Source organism: Peribacillus sp. TH27 (assembly GCF_016650915.1).
Classification (GTDB): Bacteria; Bacillota; Bacilli; order Bacillales; family DSM-1321; genus Peribacillus; species Peribacillus butanolivorans.
The window spans coordinates 2,875,669-2,897,928 of the sequence record NZ_JAEKEV010000002.1; the positions used below are offsets into that span (position 1 = coordinate 2,875,669).

The 22,260-nt window shown below is 38.6% G+C and carries 17 protein-coding genes; 5 read left to right on the forward strand and 12 right to left on the reverse strand.

Features of this window, described 5'->3' with window-relative positions:
• The first annotated feature begins 46 nt into the window (after nt 1-46).
• Nucleotides 47-217 (forward strand): CsbD family protein, encoded by a 171-nt coding sequence (locus JFU24_RS15120; RefSeq protein WP_082527580.1) that lies wholly within the window; start codon nt 47-49, stop codon nt 215-217.
• A 102-nt stretch (nt 218-319) separates the two neighbouring features.
• Here the strand turns inward: JFU24_RS15120 and JFU24_RS15125 are convergent, their stop codons facing one another.
• The 5 genes from JFU24_RS15125 to JFU24_RS15145 form a co-directional block, all read right to left on the reverse strand.
• Entirely contained in the window at nt 320-1,462 is a 1,143-nt protein-coding gene (locus JFU24_RS15125) for a fused response regulator/phosphatase (RefSeq protein ID WP_056525851.1), read from the reverse strand.
• Nucleotides 1,463-1,767: 305 nt separating this feature from the next.
• A complete protein-coding gene (locus tag JFU24_RS15130) occupies nt 1,768-2,601 on the reverse strand; it encodes a CheR family methyltransferase (protein ID WP_201250162.1) in 834 nt (277 codons plus the stop codon).
• Between the two features lie 28 nt (nt 2,602-2,629).
• On the reverse strand, nt 2,630-5,407 hold the full coding sequence (locus JFU24_RS15135) for a response regulator (RefSeq protein WP_242485345.1): 2,778 nt from the start codon (nt 5,405-5,407) through the stop codon (nt 2,630-2,632).
• Between the two features lie 321 nt (nt 5,408-5,728).
• Entirely contained in the window at nt 5,729-7,042 is a 1,314-nt protein-coding gene (locus JFU24_RS15140; protein WP_445670465.1) for a hemolysin family protein, read from the reverse strand.
• Between the two features lie 196 nt (nt 7,043-7,238).
• Nucleotides 7,239-7,634, reverse strand: a complete 396-nt coding sequence (locus JFU24_RS15145) for a MerR family transcriptional regulator (protein WP_242485346.1) — start codon at nt 7,632-7,634, stop codon at nt 7,239-7,241.
• Between the two features lie 565 nt (nt 7,635-8,199).
• Between JFU24_RS15145 and JFU24_RS15150 the strand changes: the two genes are divergently transcribed.
• A complete protein-coding gene (locus JFU24_RS15150; protein ID WP_201250164.1) occupies nt 8,200-8,625 on the forward strand; it encodes a DUF4395 domain-containing protein in 426 nt (141 codons plus the stop codon).
• Nucleotides 8,626-8,665: 40 nt separating this feature from the next.
• On the opposite strand, the gene JFU24_RS15155 is transcribed toward JFU24_RS15150, so the two are convergent.
• The 4 genes from JFU24_RS15155 to JFU24_RS15170 form a co-directional block, all read right to left on the reverse strand.
• Nucleotides 8,666-10,420, reverse strand: coding sequence for an FTR1 family protein (locus JFU24_RS15155; protein WP_201250165.1), 1,755 nt, complete (start codon nt 10,418-10,420; stop codon nt 8,666-8,668).
• A gap of 89 nt (nt 10,421-10,509) precedes the next feature.
• Nucleotides 10,510-11,796 carry an iron uptake transporter deferrochelatase/peroxidase subunit gene (gene efeB, locus JFU24_RS15160; protein WP_397329060.1) on the reverse strand — a complete coding sequence of 429 codons (1,287 nt, stop codon included), beginning with the start codon at nt 11,794-11,796 and terminating at the stop codon, nt 10,510-10,512.
• Nucleotides 11,797-12,648, reverse strand: coding sequence for an iron uptake system protein EfeO (efeO, locus tag JFU24_RS15165; protein WP_201250166.1), 852 nt, complete (start codon nt 12,646-12,648; stop codon nt 11,797-11,799). It lies immediately after the preceding gene.
• 204 nt (nt 12,649-12,852) lie between these two features.
• Entirely contained in the window at nt 12,853-13,341 is a 489-nt protein-coding gene (locus JFU24_RS15170; protein ID WP_201188291.1) for a MarR family winged helix-turn-helix transcriptional regulator, read from the reverse strand.
• Nucleotides 13,342-13,473: 132 nt separating this feature from the next.
• On the opposite strand from JFU24_RS15170, the gene JFU24_RS15175 reads away from it, so the two are divergent.
• Both JFU24_RS15175 and JFU24_RS15180 read left to right on the forward strand, forming a co-directional pair.
• Nucleotides 13,474-14,988 (forward strand): MDR family MFS transporter, encoded by a 1,515-nt coding sequence (locus JFU24_RS15175; RefSeq protein ID WP_053348259.1) that lies wholly within the window; start codon nt 13,474-13,476, stop codon nt 14,986-14,988.
• A 168-nt stretch (nt 14,989-15,156) separates the two neighbouring features.
• Nucleotides 15,157-15,849 carry an SGNH/GDSL hydrolase family protein gene (locus JFU24_RS15180; RefSeq protein ID WP_201188289.1) on the forward strand — a complete coding sequence of 231 codons (693 nt, stop codon included), beginning with the start codon at nt 15,157-15,159 and terminating at the stop codon, nt 15,847-15,849.
• 42 nt (nt 15,850-15,891) lie between these two features.
• On the opposite strand, the gene def is transcribed toward JFU24_RS15180, so the two are convergent.
• Nucleotides 15,892-16,470, reverse strand: coding sequence for a peptide deformylase (gene def, locus JFU24_RS15185; RefSeq protein ID WP_201250167.1), 579 nt, complete (start codon nt 16,468-16,470; stop codon nt 15,892-15,894).
• 232 nt (nt 16,471-16,702) lie between these two features.
• On the opposite strand from def, the gene JFU24_RS15190 reads away from it, so the two are divergent.
• Complete coding sequence (locus JFU24_RS15190) at nt 16,703-18,430, forward strand: AAA family ATPase (protein ID WP_201188285.1); 1,728 nt, start codon at nt 16,703-16,705, stop codon at nt 18,428-18,430.
• A gap of 138 nt (nt 18,431-18,568) precedes the next feature.
• On the opposite strand, the gene JFU24_RS15195 is transcribed toward JFU24_RS15190, so the two are convergent.
• Both JFU24_RS15195 and nagE read right to left on the reverse strand, forming a co-directional pair.
• Entirely contained in the window at nt 18,569-19,927 is a 1,359-nt protein-coding gene (locus JFU24_RS15195) for an IS1182 family transposase (protein WP_201180978.1), read from the reverse strand.
• A gap of 320 nt (nt 19,928-20,247) precedes the next feature.
• A complete protein-coding gene (gene nagE, locus JFU24_RS15200; protein WP_201188283.1) occupies nt 20,248-22,158 on the reverse strand; it encodes an N-acetylglucosamine-specific PTS transporter subunit IIBC in 1,911 nt (636 codons plus the stop codon).
• Nucleotides 22,159-22,260: the final 102 nt, after the last annotated feature.

Here is a 22,260-nt window from a genome sequence, read left to right on the forward strand (position 1 = left end):
CTATACAAGGGTATATATAGTATATAAAGAAAAAGGAGGCAGCATAATGAGCAGTTTATCAGACAAAGTAAAAAGTACGGTCAATAAAGTAAAAGGCGAAACGAAAGACCAGGTCGGTAACGCGAAAAATGATCCTCACTTACAAGCAGAAGGTAAAGTTGATAAATTAAAAGGCAATCTCCAAGACGCTGTTAGTAAATTGAAAAATAAACGTTAATTAGCAAATTAAAATCGCAGGATACTACATCGAAACTCTCCTATATAAGAATTTCCACACCACAGAAGAGGCTGCAGGTATAAACTGCAGCCTCTTCCTTTTTCAATTAGCTTGAATTACAACAACACACATATCATCCGGCTGGTCTTGTTGCATTTCAGGGGGCATAACAAAATCAATAGGAGCGGTTTCCTTGATATCAAACCAACTCGTTGAGACCGCTTCTTGTATTTGATTCAGCCCTTCGGTGCCATCCCGATCGATAGCCTCCATGACTCCATCTGTAAATAACAGAAGTTGAATTCTGTCTTCATAATGAATGATTGATTTCTCTATATTCATCTCAGTGAAGAATCCCACAGGACATGTCCCTTTTGAAAGAGAAGCCACTTTTCCATCATCCATTAAAGCGAAGCCTGGAGGATGTCCAGCGTTAACATATTCCACTGTTTTTTGCTCTGTATCAATAATCATATAAATCGCTGTAAAATAATAGTGCACTTGGTTATCTTCTTTATTAAGGACACTCATCCAGTGATTCATTTCGTTTATGACTGCAACAGGATCTGTATGTGTCCGAATCGCATCCCTCAAAACAGAGGAAATAAACATACAAACAAGTGAAGCGGATATTCCATGACCCATCATATCAAGCAGAATGATTCCATATCGATTTTCATCAATGCGATGCCAATAGTACATGTCTCCCGCTAACTTATTTGCAGGTAAGTATGAGGCTTTGATAGTTAAGTGGTCATTGTGAATGGGCTCACTTAAGAGACTGCTTTGGACCTGCATCGAGAGATCTAATTCATTACGAATTTTTTCATCCTGCATTTTATGCCAATCTTTTTCATATTTAAGCCTTAATCCCACACGAATCCGGGCCAGCAAGTCAATTTTATTAATAGGCTTCATTATATAATCAATACCGCCCACATCAAGTGCCTCGGCCACCTTGTTTGAGTCTTCAAGTGCGGTCACAAAAATCACGGGTATATCTTTAAGGTGTGGGATATTTTGAAGTCGTCTGCACGCCTCTATTCCATCGATTTCAGGCATCATAATATCAAGCAGAATGATATCAACAGAAGTCTCCTTTGGTTTTAGACCATCCACCTGTAAATATTCAAACATCTCCACAGCAGAAGTTAATGATAGAAAATCCGTATAGCCAGCCCTCTTTAGAATTTTCTCTATAACGAAAAGGTTAACCTGGTTATCATCTACGATTAATATCGTCATTCTTTTATTCCCCTTTTGGCTTATATCGAGCGGCAAGTTTTTATCTTTATTATGTAAATGCGTTTCATTATTGTGGTTTCCTATAGGGTAGTTTCCATTTTATTATAACGAAGCTCAGTCTCTTTTAATAATAATAAACCACTTTATCATCACATTCGCAGACCAATTCATTATATATACCCGTTACTATGACACTCTAAACATATTATAAGAATTTTTTTGTATCACCCAAAAACAGGGTGTAAACATATTACTAGTGGCCTAATGAAAAAGAGGAGTCCGCTAGATATGCGAACTCCCCCTTCTTATAATTTCCGATAAATCCGTTCCTTTGAATCAAAGTCCTCATAATCTTCCGATAAGGAAGATGTATGAAGTGTTTCCTTACTACCAACTGCAAGAAAGCCTTCTTTACTAAGACTGTCATAAAACAAATGGTTTACATAGGTTTGTAATTCACCGGTAAAGTAAATCATCACATTTCGGCACATGATAATATGAAACTCATTGAACGAACCATCAGTGACCAAATTATGCTGGAAAAACACTATGTTTTTAAGAAGGCTAGAATTAAGATAGGCATTTTGATAATCCGTCGTATAATACTCCGAAAATTCCTGTTTTCCGCCGGCCTGCAAATAGTTTTTTGTATAAGACTGCATTCTATTTAGCGGAAGTATCCCTTTTTCCGCATGACGGAGAACATCTTCATTCATATCAGTCGCATAAATTTTCGCCTTTTCATAAAGCCCCTCTTCCTTCAGAAGGATGGCCATTGAGAAGGCTTCTTCACCAGTCGAACAACCCGCATGCCAAATTCTAATTTCCGGGAGCTGTTTTAAAAGCGGTACAATTTTTAATCGAAAAGCTTTAAAGAAATCCGGGTCGCGAAACATTTCAGTAACGTTTATCGAAAAATCATTCAGAAGTTTCTCGACATACCCTTTTTCATATAAAACCATTTCAATCATTCCACTTATCCTACGAATATGGTCCAGCCTCATCCGATTTTCAACTCTCCGCTTTATAGAAGAACGCATATATTTCCGAAAATCAAAGCCGGAAACAGAATAAATGGCTTGCAATAATAATTCAATTTCTACATCTTCTCGTTCTTCAACAGTTAATGTATCCTTCATGAAAAACCTTCCTTACCCGTACTATCAATTAATTAGTCAGCCACACACGAAGAACTGATAGCAACTGATCTAATTTTAATGGCTTACTGACATAGTCGGACGCGCCAGCTTTCAGGCATTTTTCCCTATCGCCTTTCATCGCTTTAGCTGTTAAAGCGATGATTGGTAGATTCTCGAACTTATTCTGCTCGCGAATTCTAGTCATCGTTTCATAACCATCCATTCCTGGCATCATTATATCCATTAATATTGCATCTATATTATTCCCTTTTTCAAGAAGCTCCAAACATTCATAGCCATTTTCAGCCGTAAGGATTTCCATCCCCTCATGCTTCAGGGCATTTTTTAGTGCAAAGATATTACGGTGGTCATCATCGACGACCAGTACGGTTTTATTGCAGAATGGATTACCATTTTTCTTGCCGTCACCATCGAATATTACGACATCCTGTTCTTCCTGCTCTACAAAAGATTCGGCTGCTTCATGGGTAGCTGCTGCCACTTCAGGAGAAGCAGCTATTGCTTCGCCAACATGTTTGAAGCCCTCTGGCATACTTGGAATAAAGAAGGTAAATGTACTACCTTGGCCTTCTTTACTATCTACAATGACCCAGCCTCCTAGCAGCTTAGCAAATTCACGACATATGGAAAGCCCAAGTCCTGTACCACCGTATTTCCTCATTGTAGCTCCGTCGCCTTGCTGGAACGCCTCAAAGATTAGTTTCTGCTTTTCCTTGGAAATTCCAATACCAGTATCCGCCACATTAATTTCAATCCAATTGCTTGCACCTTTTGTTTGAATCCACTGTGCGACATTTTCTTCATCCGCTTTTTTAATTCGGACAGACACAGAACCTTTTTCCGTGAATTTAAATGCGTTGGACAATAAGTTTTTCAAGATTTGCTGGAAGCGCTGTTCATCCGTAAAGAAAATGTCCGGTACATTTTTATCTTTATCGATTATAAAGTCGATGTTCTTTTTCTTCGCTACATGATCAAAGTTACGGTGCAAAACCTCAGGCAGCTCACTCATATTCATTTCGTCGAAGACAACTTCAAGTTTTCCAACTTCAACTTTTGATAAATCCAGAATATCATTAATCAATGTTAATAAATCTTGACCTGATGAGTTAATAACACGAGCAAATTCCTGCTGCTCTTCATTTAATTTACTATCATTAGGATCAGAAAGCATTTCAGATAAAATCAAAATACTGTTAAGCGGCGTCCGCAATTCATGGGACATATTTGCCATGAACTCCGATTTGTATTTTGAACTTAACTTTAATTCTTCTGCTTGTTTTTCAAGATTTAATTTTGCGACTTGAAGCTCTTTCGATTTATCTTCGGTTTCGCGATTTCTCTCTTCTAATTGTTCGTTAATCATCCGCAACTCTTCAGCCTGTGTTTGCAATTCCTCTGATTGGGCCTGCATTTCCTCTGACTGAGATTGTAACTCTTCCGATTGAGCCTGCAACTCTTCGGTCTGTGCCTGTGATTCTTTCAATAAACGCTCTATTTCCATCCGACCTTCTACATTATTGATCGTGATGCCTAGAGTATCCAACACACGGGTTAAGAAACTTTTTTGCAACTTCGTAAAGGTCTCCAAGCTTGCCAATTCAACCATTGCAATAACTTCATCCTCAAATACGACCGGTGCAATGACAATGCTTTTAGGATTGACTTCCCCTAGCCCTGTTGTAACCAAATGGAAGTCTTCTGGAATATTGTCGATGAATTTCGATTTTCCTTCTTGAGCGCATTGTCCAATCAAACCTTCACCCAATCGAAATTCACGTCTACCTGCATCCTCACCATCTCCTGCAAAGCTGGAAAGCTTTACAAAACGCATATCTTTTCCCACACCTCGCCTGACGTAAATCGCCCCAATGGACGCTCCCATCATCGGCGCAAGCCTTGTAATGAACCTGTCAGCAAGAACCTCCACATCAACAATACGCTGATACATGGTAGCAATATCTGCAACACGAGTCTGAATCCAGTTCTGTTCACTGATTTTTTCAGTGAAATCTTTCTCCTTTTGATTATAGGCTTCAAGCGATTCTGCCATATCATTGAAGGATCGAGCGATATCACCAATTTCATCTTTTGTTCGAACTGAAATTCTTGGTACTACCGATAAGTTTTTAAAATCAATATTCTTGATGACCTTCGTAATGGATTGCAAATCTTTTGATGTGCTGCGAATCATCCAAACCATCGTTACTGAAATAACTAAAATGCTAAGAATAACAGCAAAGATTGTGAAACTAATCATATCTTCATAGGTTTGTTTCGAATTTCTTAAGGTTTCTTTCATAATGCCTTCTTGGAAATCTTTAAAGTCATCCATCGCGCTGATAACTTTTGTCCGCTTTTCCCGCTGATCTCTCATCAACCTGGAAATATTTTCAGAAGAATTTTCTTCTTGTATATTTTGAATAATCTCAGTCTCTGTTATGGAGTAAGATGTATATTGAGTCTCAAACTCTTTCAACAATTGCTTTGCTTTTACTTTATTTAAAGTACCAGATAATTCAGCAATTTGTGATTCAATCAAACTATGATTCTCTTTTATAATTTCTAGACTATTGGCTCTTTCTTCTTTATTCGCATCATCAGCAGCAAACAAAATTTCACGGTCTGACCTTGAAAACAACTGACGGATTTCCATCGAAGCTTGAACTTTTTCATAGCGGTTTTCAACTATTTCGGTCATACTGCTCTTTAAATTGTTAAGCGTAAACATCATGAAAGAAAGTAATATAGCCAAGAAAAGCAAGATTAAACCGAACCCTAACATTTGCTTCCTCTTAAAACCCATTTTTCCGCCTACCTTCTTCTCTTAATTTATAATCAGCCAGAAAAAGAATGTCTTTGCAAAGATAAATCTTATTACTAACATTCCAATATGTTTATATTTAGATAGATTTAATGTCTCACTCTACATTTTAACATTTTCATAGTATAAATTGTGACCTACAGCGTTATTATTCATGAAATCCTTTTCCATTAGAGTAGTAGTCTACCTTTTTAATTGTAAGTAATCCATACTCAATTATTAATTCATTATTTAGTAAAATTATAAAAACCGAAAGCTTTCGCTTTCGGTTTTTCGTGATTATTAAATTTTCTTAACTTCAACATATAAGACATGATGGCCATCCATCTCTTTTACGGTAAATTCAAAGCCGGCATATTCTATTCTATCGCCGACTGCAATTTCAAATCGCCCTGTTAGGAACCAACCGCCCAATGTATCTATATCTTCTTCTGGCAATTCTATTGCAAGGGTATCATTAACATCTTCGACCAATGTTTTTGCATCAAAAACATAATGTCCCTCATCAATTTTTTGAATAAGCGGCCGTTCGTCTTGGTCAAATTCATCTCGTATTTCTCCGACGATTTCTTCGAGAATGTCTTCAACCGTAACAAGACCTGCAGTACCGCCATATTCATCTGTTAAAACGGCCATATGAATCCGTTCCTTCTGCATTTTCAGTAGTAAATCATGAATTGCGATTGTTTCAAGAACACGAATAATTGGAGTTACAAATGAATCAACCGTCAATTCTGAAACATTTTCTTCTGTAATTGTTGCTGTATAAAGACGCTTGATATTGACCATACCCACTACATTATCTTTATCACCGTCTATAACAGGATAACGGGTGTATTGCTCTTCTTGAATGAGTTCAACAACCTCCAATAAGGGCATACCTTTTTCAATTACCGTCATTTCCGTACGAGGAACCATAATCTCATTGGCAATACGCTCATCAAATTCAAAAATTTGGTTTACATATTTATATTCTGATTGATTAATCTCACCGCTTTTATAGCTTTCTGATAAAATAATGCGCAGTTCTTCTTCTGAGTGAGCCATTTCGGATTCAGAAGCAGGCTTTAACCCGAACATGCCTGTAAGAACACGAGCAGAACCATTCAATAACCAAATAAACGGGTACAAAATACGATAAAACAGAATTAATGGCTTTGAAAACATTAATGTTACTTCCTCAGCCTTTTGAATCGCAACTGTTTTTGGTGCTAGTTCCCCGACTACAACGTGAAGGAATGTGACAGAACCAAACGCGATCACGAAAGAGATAATATGACTTACGGATTCATCTAATCCCCATCTTAAAAACAATGGTCTAAATATTGCCTCCACCGTCGGTTCACCCAGCACCCCTAAACCTAATGCGGTTACTGTAATCCCCAATTGACAAGCAGATAAGTACTCATCAATATGTGTGGTTACTTTCTTGGCTGCAAGTGCATTTCTATGTCCTTCTTCAATCAATTGATTAATGCGAGAACTTCTGACTTTTACGATTGCAAATTCTGAGGCAACAAAAAATGCCGTTAATGCTATTAATACAGCTACTGCTAATAATTTTATAAAAATCTCCAATATGTGCGGGTTTACCATGTATATACCCTACCTTGAGTAATACCCAGGAATAGGAAAACACGGTTTAATCCCAAGCACCTCCTGTGTAAATGGTTAATGTCCATTTCAAAAACAAACTGAATTTTAACATGAATGCCTCATCCCAACCATTTTGTGAAGAAGTCCTTTATTAATATGCACCTTAGTACAGTAAACTATCGAGAATAAATCTGGATTATACTAACAACACTAATAATGATTGGATTAAGGCAATACTTTCGTGAGAAATCTGTTTTTTTAGAAGAAGTTCATTTTTTTCGTCCTTTTCAATCAGCCTGATTACTTCCCGTAGTTCCTCATTCAAGCCATCCAGTTTACTTTTCAGTTGAAGTCCTGTTTCCTCAATGACAGATGAAACTTCCTTGTCCTGGTTAAATAGTTCCTTTATATCTTCTAATGAAAGGTTTTTTCTTTTATACTCCTCAATCCGGTGAAGCCGTTCAAGTTCCCTGACTGAATAATAACGGTAGTTAGAGGCGGAACGTTCTGCTTTTAGCAGGCCCATGTTTGTATAGTAATCAACAGTTCTCTTCGTAACATTCGCCATTTCCGCCAACTCGCCAATTTTCAACGTCTCGTTCCCAATATAACCCCTCCCAACCGTCACGTGATGGTTTAGACAAACTAATACATTGTCTTTTGTTCCACCCTGACATTAAATTCTATTCTCTAATCGTACATTATTTTTACTCAAAATAAAAATATTTAATATTGGGTAAAGATATTTTTTTTAGTTACACATCTTTACACTCCACAAGTAAACAAAAAACCGATTATTTTCAATAACCGGTTTAATTTATCATTCTATTTTATGCCGTTTATTTTTTTGTTTTAGCTGAAAATTGATTGCTCAATATTTTAGGACCGCATTGGCATATCGAAGAATGCTTTAGTTTTTTTATTGGTGTACCGCATGTTTGACAAACTTTTGTTACCATTATACCGTCCTCCTACTTTAACTAATTGTTATATATTATATTATACCGTTTTAATAATAATAATCAATACTAAATAAAAATTATTATAAATAAGGAGGTTTAGTTTTGATTTTATAGACTTTGTTATCATTCCCACTTAACAAGTAGCTATAATAAAGATAAAATATAATAAAACTCATCAGGGAGGTTGGTATTTAAATGACGAGTGAAATTCGTTCTATTCCCCGTCCCTTAGTACGCACGAATCAATGGGTCATATTTTCAAGTGTGGTGACTGCCTTACTAACTGGTCAAATATGGATATTAGCGATTCCGTTTACAGCAGGACTTTTAGGGCTTATCTTTAATTTCAATCCGATTATGCGGCTTGCAAAGCTCTTCTTGAAAAAGCGGCCTTCTGATTATATTCCGGAAGATCATTCACAACAGCAATTCAACCAAGTTATTGCAGTCGTTTGCTTGGGACTTGGATTAATTTCTTTCTTGCTTGGTTGGACCGTTTCAGGATATATTTTTACGGTGATGGTCGGGCTTGCTTCTTTCATAGCCATCCTTGGATTCTGCATTGGTTGCTTTATCCTCTATCAATGGAAACAATATTCCTATCGCCGATCTCTGCGCTAGATACTACAAAAGAGGACTGACATTCGTCAGTCCCCTTTTTTTATTCAGATGCATGTACAGAATTATTTTTTTTAACCCAATAGGTAGCCAATAAGATCAACAGAATTAATACAGCTTGCGGAAGTATCGTTTCTACTGTCGGATAAAGTCCTATCCATTCTACAAACGGGAAGGAAGTAATCGTATGTGTCTGCAGAACTTGTGAAACTTGAAGTGAATGAATAGAGACCCCAAGAATCTTAAATGCCAAAACATAGATGAGTATCGTTGCTGCTTTAAAGAATAGGGTAATCGGTAGTTTCACGCTGTAACGTAGCATGATAAAACCAATCACTACTAATATGAGGAAGGCAATTGCAATCCCGCTTAATAGCTGCTTCAATTCCATATACGGCGCCATACCTGCATAAAAGATAATTGTCTCCGCACCTTCACGGAAAATGGATAAAAAGCTAATTAAAGCAAACGAGACGATACTACCTGTAGCAATAGCTTGGTCCATTCGCTTGCCAATATAACGGTTCCATGCATGGATATTCGATTTACTATGGAGCCAAAGGCCAATTGTCAACATCATCAATACTGCCACTATCCCAGTGATTCCCTCAATGTACTCACGGCTTGACGCAGCCGTAATTTGAGAGAAAACAATATTGATGATGACCGCAAAGATAGTACTCGCGGCTAATCCAGCACCGACCCCTGTCCAAATCCATTTTTGTTTGTCCGCTTGTCCAATTTTCTTTAGAAAAGACAATAATGTCGCTACAATCAAGAGTGCTTCTAGCCCCTCCCGTAAAAGAATCAAAGCAGCATCCCATGTTGTATAGCTCGTATCATCAATCAAGGGTAGCAACCGGGTGTTTAAATCCGAAACGATATCCTTCGCTTCCTCTGCTTTTATCTTTTTCGATTGTAACAAGCTGATTGCGGTCGGAACTTTTGTTTCCATATCACTGTACAACTTGCTGTCTCTTGTTGAAACTTCCCCTTCGACATTAGGCCAAATTGTTAAAATTTCATTCAACTGATCAATTGCTGAATCGATATCATTTTTTTCAATATCGGTTACGCTTCCTTGTAAGAGTTGTGTAACATCTCCAAGTGAATAAGTCACCTTCTGGTCTTCTTCTTTAACCTTACCAGCAAGAAAATCCTCCAGTAAACCTTTTAATTCAGAAAGATTCGTTTTGGCTTTTTCCGAATCAGGTGGGTCCTGGGTAATGGCTATCCGCACAAAGGCCATATACGTTTCAATCTTACCGTATGAAGCAACACTTTCCTCCCGAACAACAACCTCTGCGTCAATCCAATGATTCCGTAGGTTTGTATATTGACTCTTAGCTTGAACAAAGTCACCTTCAGCTATTGTTGCATCCAACTCATCTATTAATGGGATTAACGCTTGTAACCGGTCTTTATAGACCGTCTTATCTACTGGGTTTTCCTCTGTATCATATGTAATAAGAGTACTTGATAAAGCCGATAATTGCTTTTTAATTTCATCAGCGTCTGCTTCGTTCTTCACAGCACTTTTTACAGCCAATAGTTGCTTATCAACTTTCTTCGCAACTTCACTGTCCGTTTTTATCATTTTCCAATCTTTTTCAAATAAAGCTATATTATCCGAAACTGCGTCAAGGTCGCCGGATTTTGTCTTCATTAAACTATCGCCAATATAGACAAAAAGCTGATCATGATTTTCACCTGCCGAAACAACTCGTACTGCAGATGAAATAAATAAAAGACTGACTATTAAAACCAATATCCCACTTTTCCATTTAGAAACAGTCATACTGGTACCCTCCTTATTTATGAACTAAAATCGCCAACCCGGATACGCATCCATGCTGGCGATTTTCTCGTCTATCTTTTAAAATTCAATTACCTAAAAAGGGATTCTCCGATATAGCCACCCTTTTTCACACCTGGCAAACAAGCAAATACAGCACTACCTCGGTGAATGATATATTCATTCAGCTTATCATTTTTCGCAAGGCGTTCCTGTATAGGAACAAATTGTTTACTTGGGTTGCGTTGATAACAAATGAACAGAAGGCCAGCGTTCAAGCTTCCTGTTTTAGGATCCATTCCATCCGCATATGAATAAGGACGCCGCAGAATCTTTGCTTTTCCGTCCCCCCTGGATAGACTCATATGCGAATCTTCTGGAATAATCCGATTTCCATTTTTATCTTTAGCTTCTAAATCAACACTATCAAATTCATTCTTCATCCCTAATGGAGCTCCACTGTCACGGTGACGGCCAAATGTATTTTCCTGCTCTTTCAATATAGTACGGTCCCATACTTCAATGTACATCTGAATTCGGCGTACAACCATATAACTGCCGCCAACAAGCCAGTCTGGACCATCCCCAGCCTTTACCCAAACATGATCATTCATTTCACTACTTTTCTTCGTATCCGGATTGGCAGTTCCGTCCTTAAACCCGAATAAGTTACGCGGTGTCGTTTTTTGAGAATCGGCTTGTTTAGTACGTTGGAAACCTGTTTGGGCCCAATGAATAATCGTTTTCCCTCTCCCGATTCTCACTAAGTTCCTAACGGCATGAAAAGCAACCTGAAGATCATCTGCACATGCTTGAATACAAATATCTCCACCGCTCCAAGAATCTTCTAACGCATCTAAAGGGAATTTGGGCAGATCCTTTAATTCAGCAGGCTTTTTCGATTTCAAACCAAACCGATCTTTACCATTCTTCGTAAATAGGGTAGGACCCACTCCAAAAGTAATCGTCAAATTAGAGGGTGACAATTCTTTTGCTTCCCCAGTATCTTTTGGAGGCATACTAGCATTTAGAGAAGCTTCGCCTACCAATTTTCCCTCTGTCATCTGAGCCGCTGCTTCTGTCCAGTCCTTAAATAGCTGGATTAAGTCGGATTTATTATCTGTCGTAACTTCCAGTGCTGCAAAATAAAGGTTATCCTGAGCTTCAGTAGTAATGCCCGCTTGATTGGCCCCATAAAATGGAACAATATCATTAGTTTGTCCATTTGCCTTCGAATCAGATAGATTCAAAAGCCCACCAAATCCAGAGGCTCCTATCACGACTCCGACCCCACCAACTCCTGCTGTTTTCAACATATTGCGACGACTTACTTTTTTAGTAAAAAGCGAGGTTTCGTCATTCGGCATTTTCTCTTTCAATTATGATTCCTCCGTTACAATCCCTATTTGTGAAAGTGGTTCAGCTAATGCATCAATGGCTTGGCTTAGCTCTTTAACCTCAGATTCTTTTAAATCCGTATAAGAGGTATAGCCATCACCTTCTTTATGCTTCTCAAGCAAGCTGTATACATCGTCAAAACGTTGTTGGATTTCCGTTACAAGCTTTTCGTCTTTTTCTTTAAGAGCTGGTGTAAGAAGTTCGTAGATTTTTTCGGCACCTTCTACATTTGCAACAAAGTCATATAAATCTGTATGAGAGTATCGATCCTCTTCTCCAGTTACCTTACTGGTAGAAACTTCATTTAATAAATCAACCGCACCTGTGATTAATAAATCCGGTGTGACCTCAACAGTTTCAACTTTGGCACGAAGCAAATTGACATCACTCATCAATTGATTTGCATACTCTTCATAACCTTTTGTTGTGTTTTCTTCCCATAAACCCATTTCAATCCGGTGGTAACCGCCCCACTCTTCATCTTTAACGTCCCCTTTACGCGCATCAATTTTGGGATCAAGATCGCCAAATACTTCTGCAATTGGTTCAGCTCTCTCATAATGCATACGGGCCGGTGCGTATACTTCCTTCGCTTTTTCAATATCACCAGACGTTACAGCTGTCGTAAACTCTTCAGTCGCTTTTACAAACTCCTCTATTTCACCAATCGCATATTCCCGATATTCGCTAGATACATCATCTAAAGCACTCGCACTTGCACTCGTTTCTTTGGCATGCTTGTCTGCCGGCTTTACTTCTTCCTTTTCCTGTGAGCAGCCAAATAGTAGGCTAGTAGATAGTAAGACTGCTAATGATGCCTTTGTTTTCTTCATATATGAATCTCCCTTTTAAATGAATTCTAGATTCATATTAGCAGACAATGAAAATCATTATCAATATAAATTTTGTTGAAAACGAGACATTTTCCATATGTTGTGGAAGAATTTGTTATATCCCTAGCGTTTTTCTTTCTCATTAAAAAGGGAAAAACGCCTATTTAACTCTCCTCATATCTCTAAAAGTAAAAAGGGTAGCCTTTATTTCAGCCACCCTTCCCGTTCACTCATTAACTTGTCATTTTCCTTGTCCATAATTTCTGAGATATCCTCCACAAATTGAAGGATAAATGTAAGCTCTTGCTCATTATAAGTGGAACATAGATTTTTGGTAGCCGTAGAGAGTGATTGATAATGCGATTTGATCTGTTCTTGTCTTGCGGGCATTGGGACAATCATTACCCGCCTTCCATCCAATTGATCTCGTTCCCTTTTTACATAGCAAGATTTTTCAAGACGATCGATTAGCGCCGTTACAGAGCCCGTGCTCAACCCCGTAATTTTCGATAGTTCACCGGCGGTTATCGGTCCTGTTTCATTCAATATCTCAGCAGTCTTTAAGTCCGTATGGGTAACTCCTATTTTTTGGGCCATGTTTTGTTGAAATAAAACCGATCTCATTCCATATTTTTTCAGACTATGCGTTAACTTCTCTAACATATCTGCATTCACCATATTATCGCTTGACATAAAATACCACCCCTCTTACACTTAAATTTATCTTGAAAATCAAGATAAATGATTTTATTTTATCTTAATGGTTATCATTCATTTATGTAAATAAAATTATGAAATATTAGTACGCACTAAGGAGGAAAATAAATGAAAGAACAAAAAAACCAAAAATTCATTGTTGCCGGTTTATTATTAGGTATCTTGATGTCAGCAATGGATAATACGATTGTTGCGACTGCCATGGGAACGATCGTTTCAGATTTAGGCGGTTTCGATAAGTTTGTCTGGGTGACATCCGCTTATATGGTCGCCACAATGGCAAGCATGCCAATTTTCGGTAAGCTTTCCGACATGTATGGACGGAAGAGGTTTTTTATTTTTGGCCTCGTAGTCTTTCTAATCGGCTCTGCATTATGTGGTATGGCTCAAAGCATAGTCCAGTTAAGTATTTTTCGGGCAATCCAAGGGATTGGCGGCGGCGCTTTAATGCCAATTGCTTTTACAATCATATTCGATATTTTCCCACCTGAGAAACGCGGAAAATTAACTGGGCTTTTCGGAGCAGTATTTGGAGCTTCAAGCGTATTGGGCCCGCTTTTAGGTGCTTATATTACAGAGTATTCTAGCTGGAACTGGATTTTCTATGTCAATGTTCCAATCGGAATCATTTCTTTATTTTTCATCATGCGATATTACAAAGAGTCAGCCAATACCCAAGAACAAAAAATTGATTGGGGTGGGGCAGCAACACTCGTTATTGCCGTTATTAGCTTAATGTTTGCCCTCGAACTGGGCGGAGAGTATGGTTGGGATTCATTTCCTATCATAGGTCTGTTTGCAAGCTTTTTAGTTTTCTTCATTTCTTTTTTCTTTTTCGAAAAAAGAGCAAAAGATCCTATCATTTCATTATGGTTATTTAAAAGACGGTTGTTTGCAACCTCTCAAATCTTAGCCATCCTATATGGCGGTACATTTATTATTTTAACTGTCTATATACCAATTTTCGTCCAAGCTGTTTACGGGGGATCTGCAACAAATGCCGGGTTAATTCTTACTCCCATGATGCTTGGTTCCGTCGTTGGTAGTGCAATTGGTGGGATATTCAATACAAAGACCAGCTTCCGCAACTTGATGACAATTTCTGTCGTCTGCTATTTTGCAGGAATGCTTCTGTTAGGGACAATTACCCCTGATACCAGCAGAACTTTACTAACACTTTACATGATTCTTACTGGCTTCGGCATGGGCTTTTCGTTCTCTCTTTTGCCTATTGCTTCGATTCATAATTTGGAACCGAGATTTCGCGGATCGGCCAACTCTACAAACTCATTCCTACGTTCTTTTGGGATGACACTCGGTGTTACGATCTATGGAGCGATACAGAATAATGTATTCACAAGTAAAATGACAGACGCATTTAAAGGGATGCAGGGAGGACCGGACACATCTGTACTAATGGAGGACCCTCGTCAGCTCTTCCAATCAGATGCACGTGCACAGATTCCGGACTTTATCCTAGATAAAATTGTTCATGCAATGTCTGATTCCATTTCCTTAATATTCACTTTGGCCCTCATCCCAATCGGTCTTGCTGCAATCACAGTTTTCTTTATGGGAAAAACAAGAGTAGAAACGCCTCCAAAAGAGGAATCGTTACAATGACTAAAAAAGCGCTGGGCTTTCAGCGCTTTTTTAAGTTTTTATTAAGGAAAAGCGGGTACTATTTCAATAAAATACCTCTCTTCTATATGAATAGAAAGTAAAGTTTGCTGAAAAACTATTCTACTACTAAAATAATAAGTAACACAGTCACATACCGAGGTGAGAAATTTGAAGATTGTATGTTTTGGGGATAGTTTAACCAGAGGTATTTCTTATGTTAAAGGTCGGCTTCGCATTATTAAAGACAATTATCCGAACTCTTTAGCTAAGCTTACAGAATCGTTGCCATTCGTTGAAGTATTGAATAAAGGGGTTTTCAATGACAACTCCGACCTGCTAGTTAGCCGGATCGATAAAGATGTCATGTCAGAAAATCCTGATATCGTATTAATAGAGGTTGGTGGAAACGACTGTAACTTCCATTGGGATGAAGTCGCCAAAAATCCAGAAGGTGATCATGAGCCAATTGTTCCCATCGAACGGTACCTAGAAAATATTACTCATCTTGTTAAACAGGTTCAGGACAAGCATGTCACACCTTTTCTTTTGACCCTCCCACCATTAGATCCAGCTAGGTATTACCGATCTATCGCTGAAAGGTTCGGGCCTTCAATCGGGCATTTTGTGTCCCAAGTCGGCGGAATTGAACATTGGCATGGAATGTATAACCGCCAATTGAAAAACCTCGCTGAAGAACTTAAGGTGCCACTGATTGATGTGCGTTCCTACATTAAATCCGCTGGCGACTTGAACCACTTAATTAGCGATGATGGCATCCACCTCACCTCCAAAGGATACCAACAAATGAGTATGGCCATATTCAGTGATTTACAGAAGCATATGGCAGGAAGACAATCTTAAACATGTAAAAAGGCAAAGCATTGGCGCTTTGCCTCTTTGGTATTACAAGCTTTTCACTTCTACATTTTCTGGAAGCTTGAAAGGGTTCTCGATATTGATACGGTCATAAAACATCATCCCGTTTAAATGATCTAGCTCATGTTGAAACACGATAGCAGCAAAGCCCTTCAGCCGCATCTCGATTGTCTCACCTTTGCTATCCAATGCTTTAATTTTAACCCGTTCATAACGAGGTACATAGCCTTTTATATCACGGTCAACAGAAAGACAGCCTTCACTTTGCGGTAAATAAATCATCGTAGCTGAATGGCTGATTATTTTCGGGTTCACAAGGGCATATTCAATCAGCTTCCCTTTTTCATCCGGAAAATACATAACAAACATGCGTTTATTCAAGCCAATCTGATTTGCCGACAAACCAACACCTTCACGTAAATTGTATTTCTTTTGAAGTTTTGGGTCTTGGCTATTTTTCAAATATTGCATCATGCACTCCAGCGTTTCACGATCTTCATCTGAAATCGGCAGGCTAACTTCATCCGTTACCTGACGCAGAATTGGATCTCCTTCTCTGACGATATCCTTCATTGTAATCAAATAGTCTTTTATAAATTTACTCATAGAACTTCACACTCTTCTACCTTTTTATTTTTTCATGACTTAGACCATTTCACTTTAGCATTTCATTTTTAAAAAGTCTAATATGCAGGTTGAAAATAGAATAGTACTCATCCCTAAGTTATTGGAATTTCGTTCCTTTACATTATTTACCTAAATTTTAAGGACTAAAGACCTATATAATACACGTTTAAAAATTCTATACTGAATATATATCCTTAAAGGAGATGAAAATTTGAACTCGAATTCTAAATTTGTCTCGAAGTTGCTGCCGTTCTTAACGGCTTTCATTGTGATAATAGGTGGAATTAGTTGGTATGTTGTAACTCAATCAAAGGAAATGGTTATTCCCTTTTCTTCTGTTGAAAAGACAATTAAAGCTCAAAATGGGGCCCTTGTCTCAATAGAAGAGAAACGAAACGGTACCCTTCACATCACTACACCAGATGGAGAATATGTTTCTAATATTCCCCCCAATAGTCAAATGATCAATAAACTAGTCGAAACTTATAATGTTCAATATTCATTTTCATCAACTAATAAGTCAGCATTATGGATTTTAGGTGGATTGATGGCAGCATTAGTCACAACCATTGTTATTATACAGAAAAGGTCAAAAGGTGGATTACTTATTGGCAGCAAGAAACAAAGCATTTCTGCTCCTAGAGATTTGCCCGAGATAACTTTGGAGGATGTAGGCGGTTTGCAAACCGAAATCAAACAAGAAATCCTGCAAACCCTAACTACTCTAAAAGAACCAGAACGTTCAGCTAAAATTGGAATTAAGCCTCCTCAAGGCATTTTATTATACGGCCCACCAGGAACTGGGAAAACGCTTCTTGCACAGGCAATTGCAAAAGAATTGGGTGCCAACTTCTTCTCAACAAGCGGTTCGGCCTTCAACGAAATGTTTGTCGGTGTTGGAGCAGCCCGTGTCCGTAGTCTTTTTCAAAATGCACGTAAGCAATCACCAGCTGTCATTTTCATTGACGAAGTAGACGCATTAGCGGGTAAACGGAAAGCTCATGGCGGAGAAGAAGGCGAAAAAACGCTGACTGAACTGCTTGTCCAATTGGATGGAGGTCATCCAAATGAAGGCATTTTATTTATTGCCGCAACAAACCGGAAAGATATGCTCGATGAGGCATTTCTTCGCCCTGGTAGAATTGATTTCTCCTTTCAAGTACCACTTCCAGATACACAGGGAAGAAAAGAGATCATTGCTATCCATACTAAAGGAAAGCGACTCGCAACAGATGTACTTGCTTCCTTGGATGAACTGGCTGAAAGCACATCAGGTTTCTCCGGAGCAGATTTAAGGTCTTTATTTGATACTGCTTCCCGTCATGCTCTCAGAAATGAACAGGAAATGATTCGCAAACAAGATCTCGATTATGCCATTGACCGTACAATTCTCGGTGCCACATCACGTACCTTGAATGATGTAGATACTAAACGCCGCGTGGCCATCCATGAAAGTGGACATGCTTTGATTGCAGCCCTAACCAAACCGGGCTCTGTTCGAAAAGCTACCATCATACCGCGTGGTGAAGCTCTTGGATATGTAGCACCGATTCCGAAAGAACTTCATTTATCTACAGCAAGTGAATTACTTGATCAAGTCAAAATGATTTTAGCAGGTGGCGTTGCAGAAAGAATGTATTTAGGGGAACACAGCATCGGTGTAGGCGGCGACGTACAACAGGCGAAACATCTGCTTGAGCAAATGGTCGATACCGGAATGCTTCAAGATGGATTTACCCTTACATTTAATAAAGGCGAGAAAGAACAAAAGATGCAGGAACTGTTCACAAAAGCGATTCAGGAAACGGAAAAATTGCTCGATTCAAATCGCCCGCAGTATGAAGAGCTGGTCGAAGAGCTACTGAAAAAAGAAACGCTTGAAGGGACGGAAGTTCAAAATATTGTTGATGCTTCACCTCAGGAACTGGTTTTGGTTTAATTTAAAAGAAGGCGTCCTATTGGACGCCTCAGTTTGTAGACAAAAGGGGTTCGGAATGTTTTAATTCCGGACCCCTTTTGAAATTCCCTTTGAATTTTGCTCAAGATTAAGAGATTGGGCCTCTACGAGCCCACTTTATTAAGCCATTCTTGGACCTTGCCATGTCCAATTGGCTATCTTCTTTAAATTCATGGCAGCGAAAGTAAGCATCGCCTGCATCGACAATTTTTTAAGTCCCCTTAAAGTAGTCCAACGCATACCATGCTTTTCTTTTGCATCTGCGAATACACGCTCTATTGTTTCTTTACGTTTCGCATATATAGGTTTTACATCCTTGTGATGACGCAGATGATCTGCTTCTTCCATATAATTTTGCCAGATATGGCGTGTCACCACTTTTTGATGGTCTTTGCTTACTGTACATTGTGATAAAAATGAGCATGTCGCACAAGTGTGTTTGGGTGATTTGTACTCGCGATAGCCCTCTTTATTTGTTGTTGAGTACTTTAAAATCTCGCCCGATGGGCAGAGATAACAATCAAAATGTTCATCGTAAACATAGTCATGCTTGCGAAAGAACCCTTCTTTTGTTCGTGGACGTGTATAGGGTAAAGCTGGTGTGATTTCTTTCCCAAAAAGGTAGCTTGTAATGGCTGGTGTTTTGTAAGCTGCATCTGCGGCAACAGCTTCAGGTTTTCCAACTTTCTCAATCACTTGTTCAACAAGAGGCTCTAAGATATGACTATCATGCGTATTTCCCGGTGTTACAATCGTCCCCAGCACAAAACCGTTGCGGTCCGCAGCCGCATGAAATGAATAGGCAAACTGTTTTGTTCGTTCATCTTTTACATAGTAGCCACTCTCAGGGTCAGTTGTACTTTCTTTAATTTCTTTGGTTTCTTCTTTATCAAATTTATCCGGTGGAAAAGGCTTCTTTCCATTGTTTTCACGATCTTGATTTATTTCTTCTTGAAGGCGTCCTTGATATGCTCGTGTTTCCTTACGAACGATTTTCTTTTCGAATTTTCGCTTATTCGCACTGGCTTTCACATGTGTTGAATCAACGAATACGTGCTCTGCACTTATTAACTTTCTTTCTGAAGCTGTCATTAAGATACGATAAAAAATCCGTTCAAACAGGTCTGTATCTTTAAAGCGACGCTCATAATTTTTCCCGAACGTTGAGAAGTGAGGTACTTTATCATGGAAACCGTAACCTAAAAACCAACGGTAAGCCATATTCGTTTCAACTTCTTCAATCGTTTTACGCATCGAACGAATACCGAAGGTATATTGAATGAATGTCAATTTAACTAAAATAACTGGATCAATACTTGGGCGCCCTATCTCTGAATACATATCTTTCACCAAGTCATAAATGAAAGTGAAGTCAATGGCTCCCTCAATTTTACGAACCAAATGGTTCGCTGGCACCAGTTGATCCAAAGTAATCATTTCAAGTTGATCTCGCTGAATAGAATTATGTTTCGAAAGCATCGTCATCACCTCAAGTTTTAATACTTCTATATTAAAACAAAAAGGACTGTAGGCAAAAGTGGTTATATCTAATTGTTAAAACAAAGTTGATTGGAACGGAAGGTGCGAGACTCCTGCGGGAAATGCGTGTCCAAGGGAGACCCCACAGGCGCAAAGGCGCCGAGGAGGCTCCCTGACCGCCCGCGGAAAGCGAGTGCCTGGAGTGGAAATCAACGTCGAATTTTTACAACCCCTCAAAAAAACTGTAGACAAACTCGATTTTCATCGAGTTTGTCTACAGTCTGAGGCGTCCTATTGGACGCCTTCTTTTTTACTGTTATTTAAAGTTTTTCCAACCGAATGATATCTGCTGTATTTTGTTTCTGGAACCCTGTCTTCTGTAATTTCACTGCCGTTCCTTCAGGTAAGTTAGTGAATATGATAGGAGTAACAGTAGACGGAGCATTTCTTTGTATGAAATCTAGGTCAACTTCCAAAAGAGGCGTTCCTTTTGTTATCTTTTGACCTTCTTGTACAAGAGATGTAAAGCCTTCTCCATTTAATTTAACTGTATCTAAACCAACATGGATCAGAATTTCAAGACCATTATTCATTTTCAATCCCAATGCATGCTTTGTTGGGAAGATACTGAACACTTCCCCATCAATTGGTGATACGAGTGTCCCATTTACCGGCTCAATAGCGAAGCCGTCACCCATCATTTTCATAGCAAACACTTGATCAGGAACCTGGTCTAACGGCAAAACATTACCTTCTAACGGAAGAACAAAATCATTTACATCTAAAGCTTGGTTTTCTTCTACTGTTTCAGCCATTACTTGTGCTGATGGTTTTGTTTTAACTTGGCTTGGATGAGCATCATTCTTTACAAGTTGTTTCATCGCATTGGCAACAAATTCTACATTTGTTCCAACAATGACCTGAACACTTGATTTATTTAACTTCATCACGCCACGTGCACCATGTCTTTTTAATGCTACTTCATTCACATTATCTGAATTGCCAACCTCTAAACGTAACCGTGTTGCACAATTATCTATAACTTTAATATTTTCTTTACCGCCAAGGTCTTGAATGAAAAGTGACCCCATATCGGCATATTTATCCCCTGTTTTCACAACAGTATCTTCTTCTGCTTCTTCCTCATCATCTTCACGACCAGGTGTTTTTAAATCCATAATTTTTATAACAAAATAGAAAATCACAAAGTAAATTGCAGCGTAAACTAATCCAATCGGTATTAACCATAGTGGCTTTTGAGCAATTCCAAAGTTCAAGAAATAATCAATGGCTCCTGCCGAGAATCCAAAACCATGATGGATATCCAATAGAACAGCGAGAGCTAATGAGATCCCAGTTAAAATTGCATGTATTACATATAATACTGGAGCAATGAACATAAACAGAAATTCAATTGGTTCAGTGATTCCTGTTAAGAAAGAAGTGAAAGCTAAACCAACCAGCATCCCCGTTACTAATTTACGTTTCTCTTTCTTAGCAGCTGCAATCATCGCTAATGCTGCTGCTGGTAAACCGAACATCATGATAGGGAAAAATCCTGTCATAAATGGCCCAGCAGTTGGATCACCTGCGAAGAAACGGTTTATATCACCAGTTGCTCCATTGTATTCACCAAAAACAAACCATACCATACTATTCAAGACGTGATGCAAACCTACTGGAAGCAATAAGCGATTCAATACGCCAAATACACCAGCACCTAAAGCTCCTGCACCTGTAATCCAGTCTCCAACGTTATTGATTACATCTTGAATTGGCGGCCATACAAAGCCAAATATTCCTGCCAGTATTATCATCGCTAACGATGTAATAATCGGAACAAATCGTTTCCCTGAAAAGAATCCAAGCCATTCAGGGAGTCTTATTTCAGAGTATCTATTATATAGGAAGGCAGCAACTATACCTGATATAATCCCACCTAAAACAGCCATGTCGATATCTTTATTAATTGCTTGTGTACCATTCGTTAAAACAAAGTAACCAACAAGACCAGCTAATGCCGCTGCACCGCTTCCGTCTTTAGATAATCCTATCGCTATACCTAAAGCGAACAGTATGGCAAGATTATCAAAAATCGCTTTTCCTGCGGCAGCTATAAATGCAATATCAAGTAAATCCGGTTGACCTAGGCGAAGCAATAAAGCCGCTGCAGGCAAAACAGCGATCGGTAACATCAAAGCTTTCCCAATCTTTTGTAAAAAATTTAACATCGAACTCATCTCCCTTGTTCCTAACTTCTTTTGATTCAGCAGAACGACAAGACGTATAAAGCGTTTTCATTTTGTCAATATAATAACTTTTCTTTGGATTAT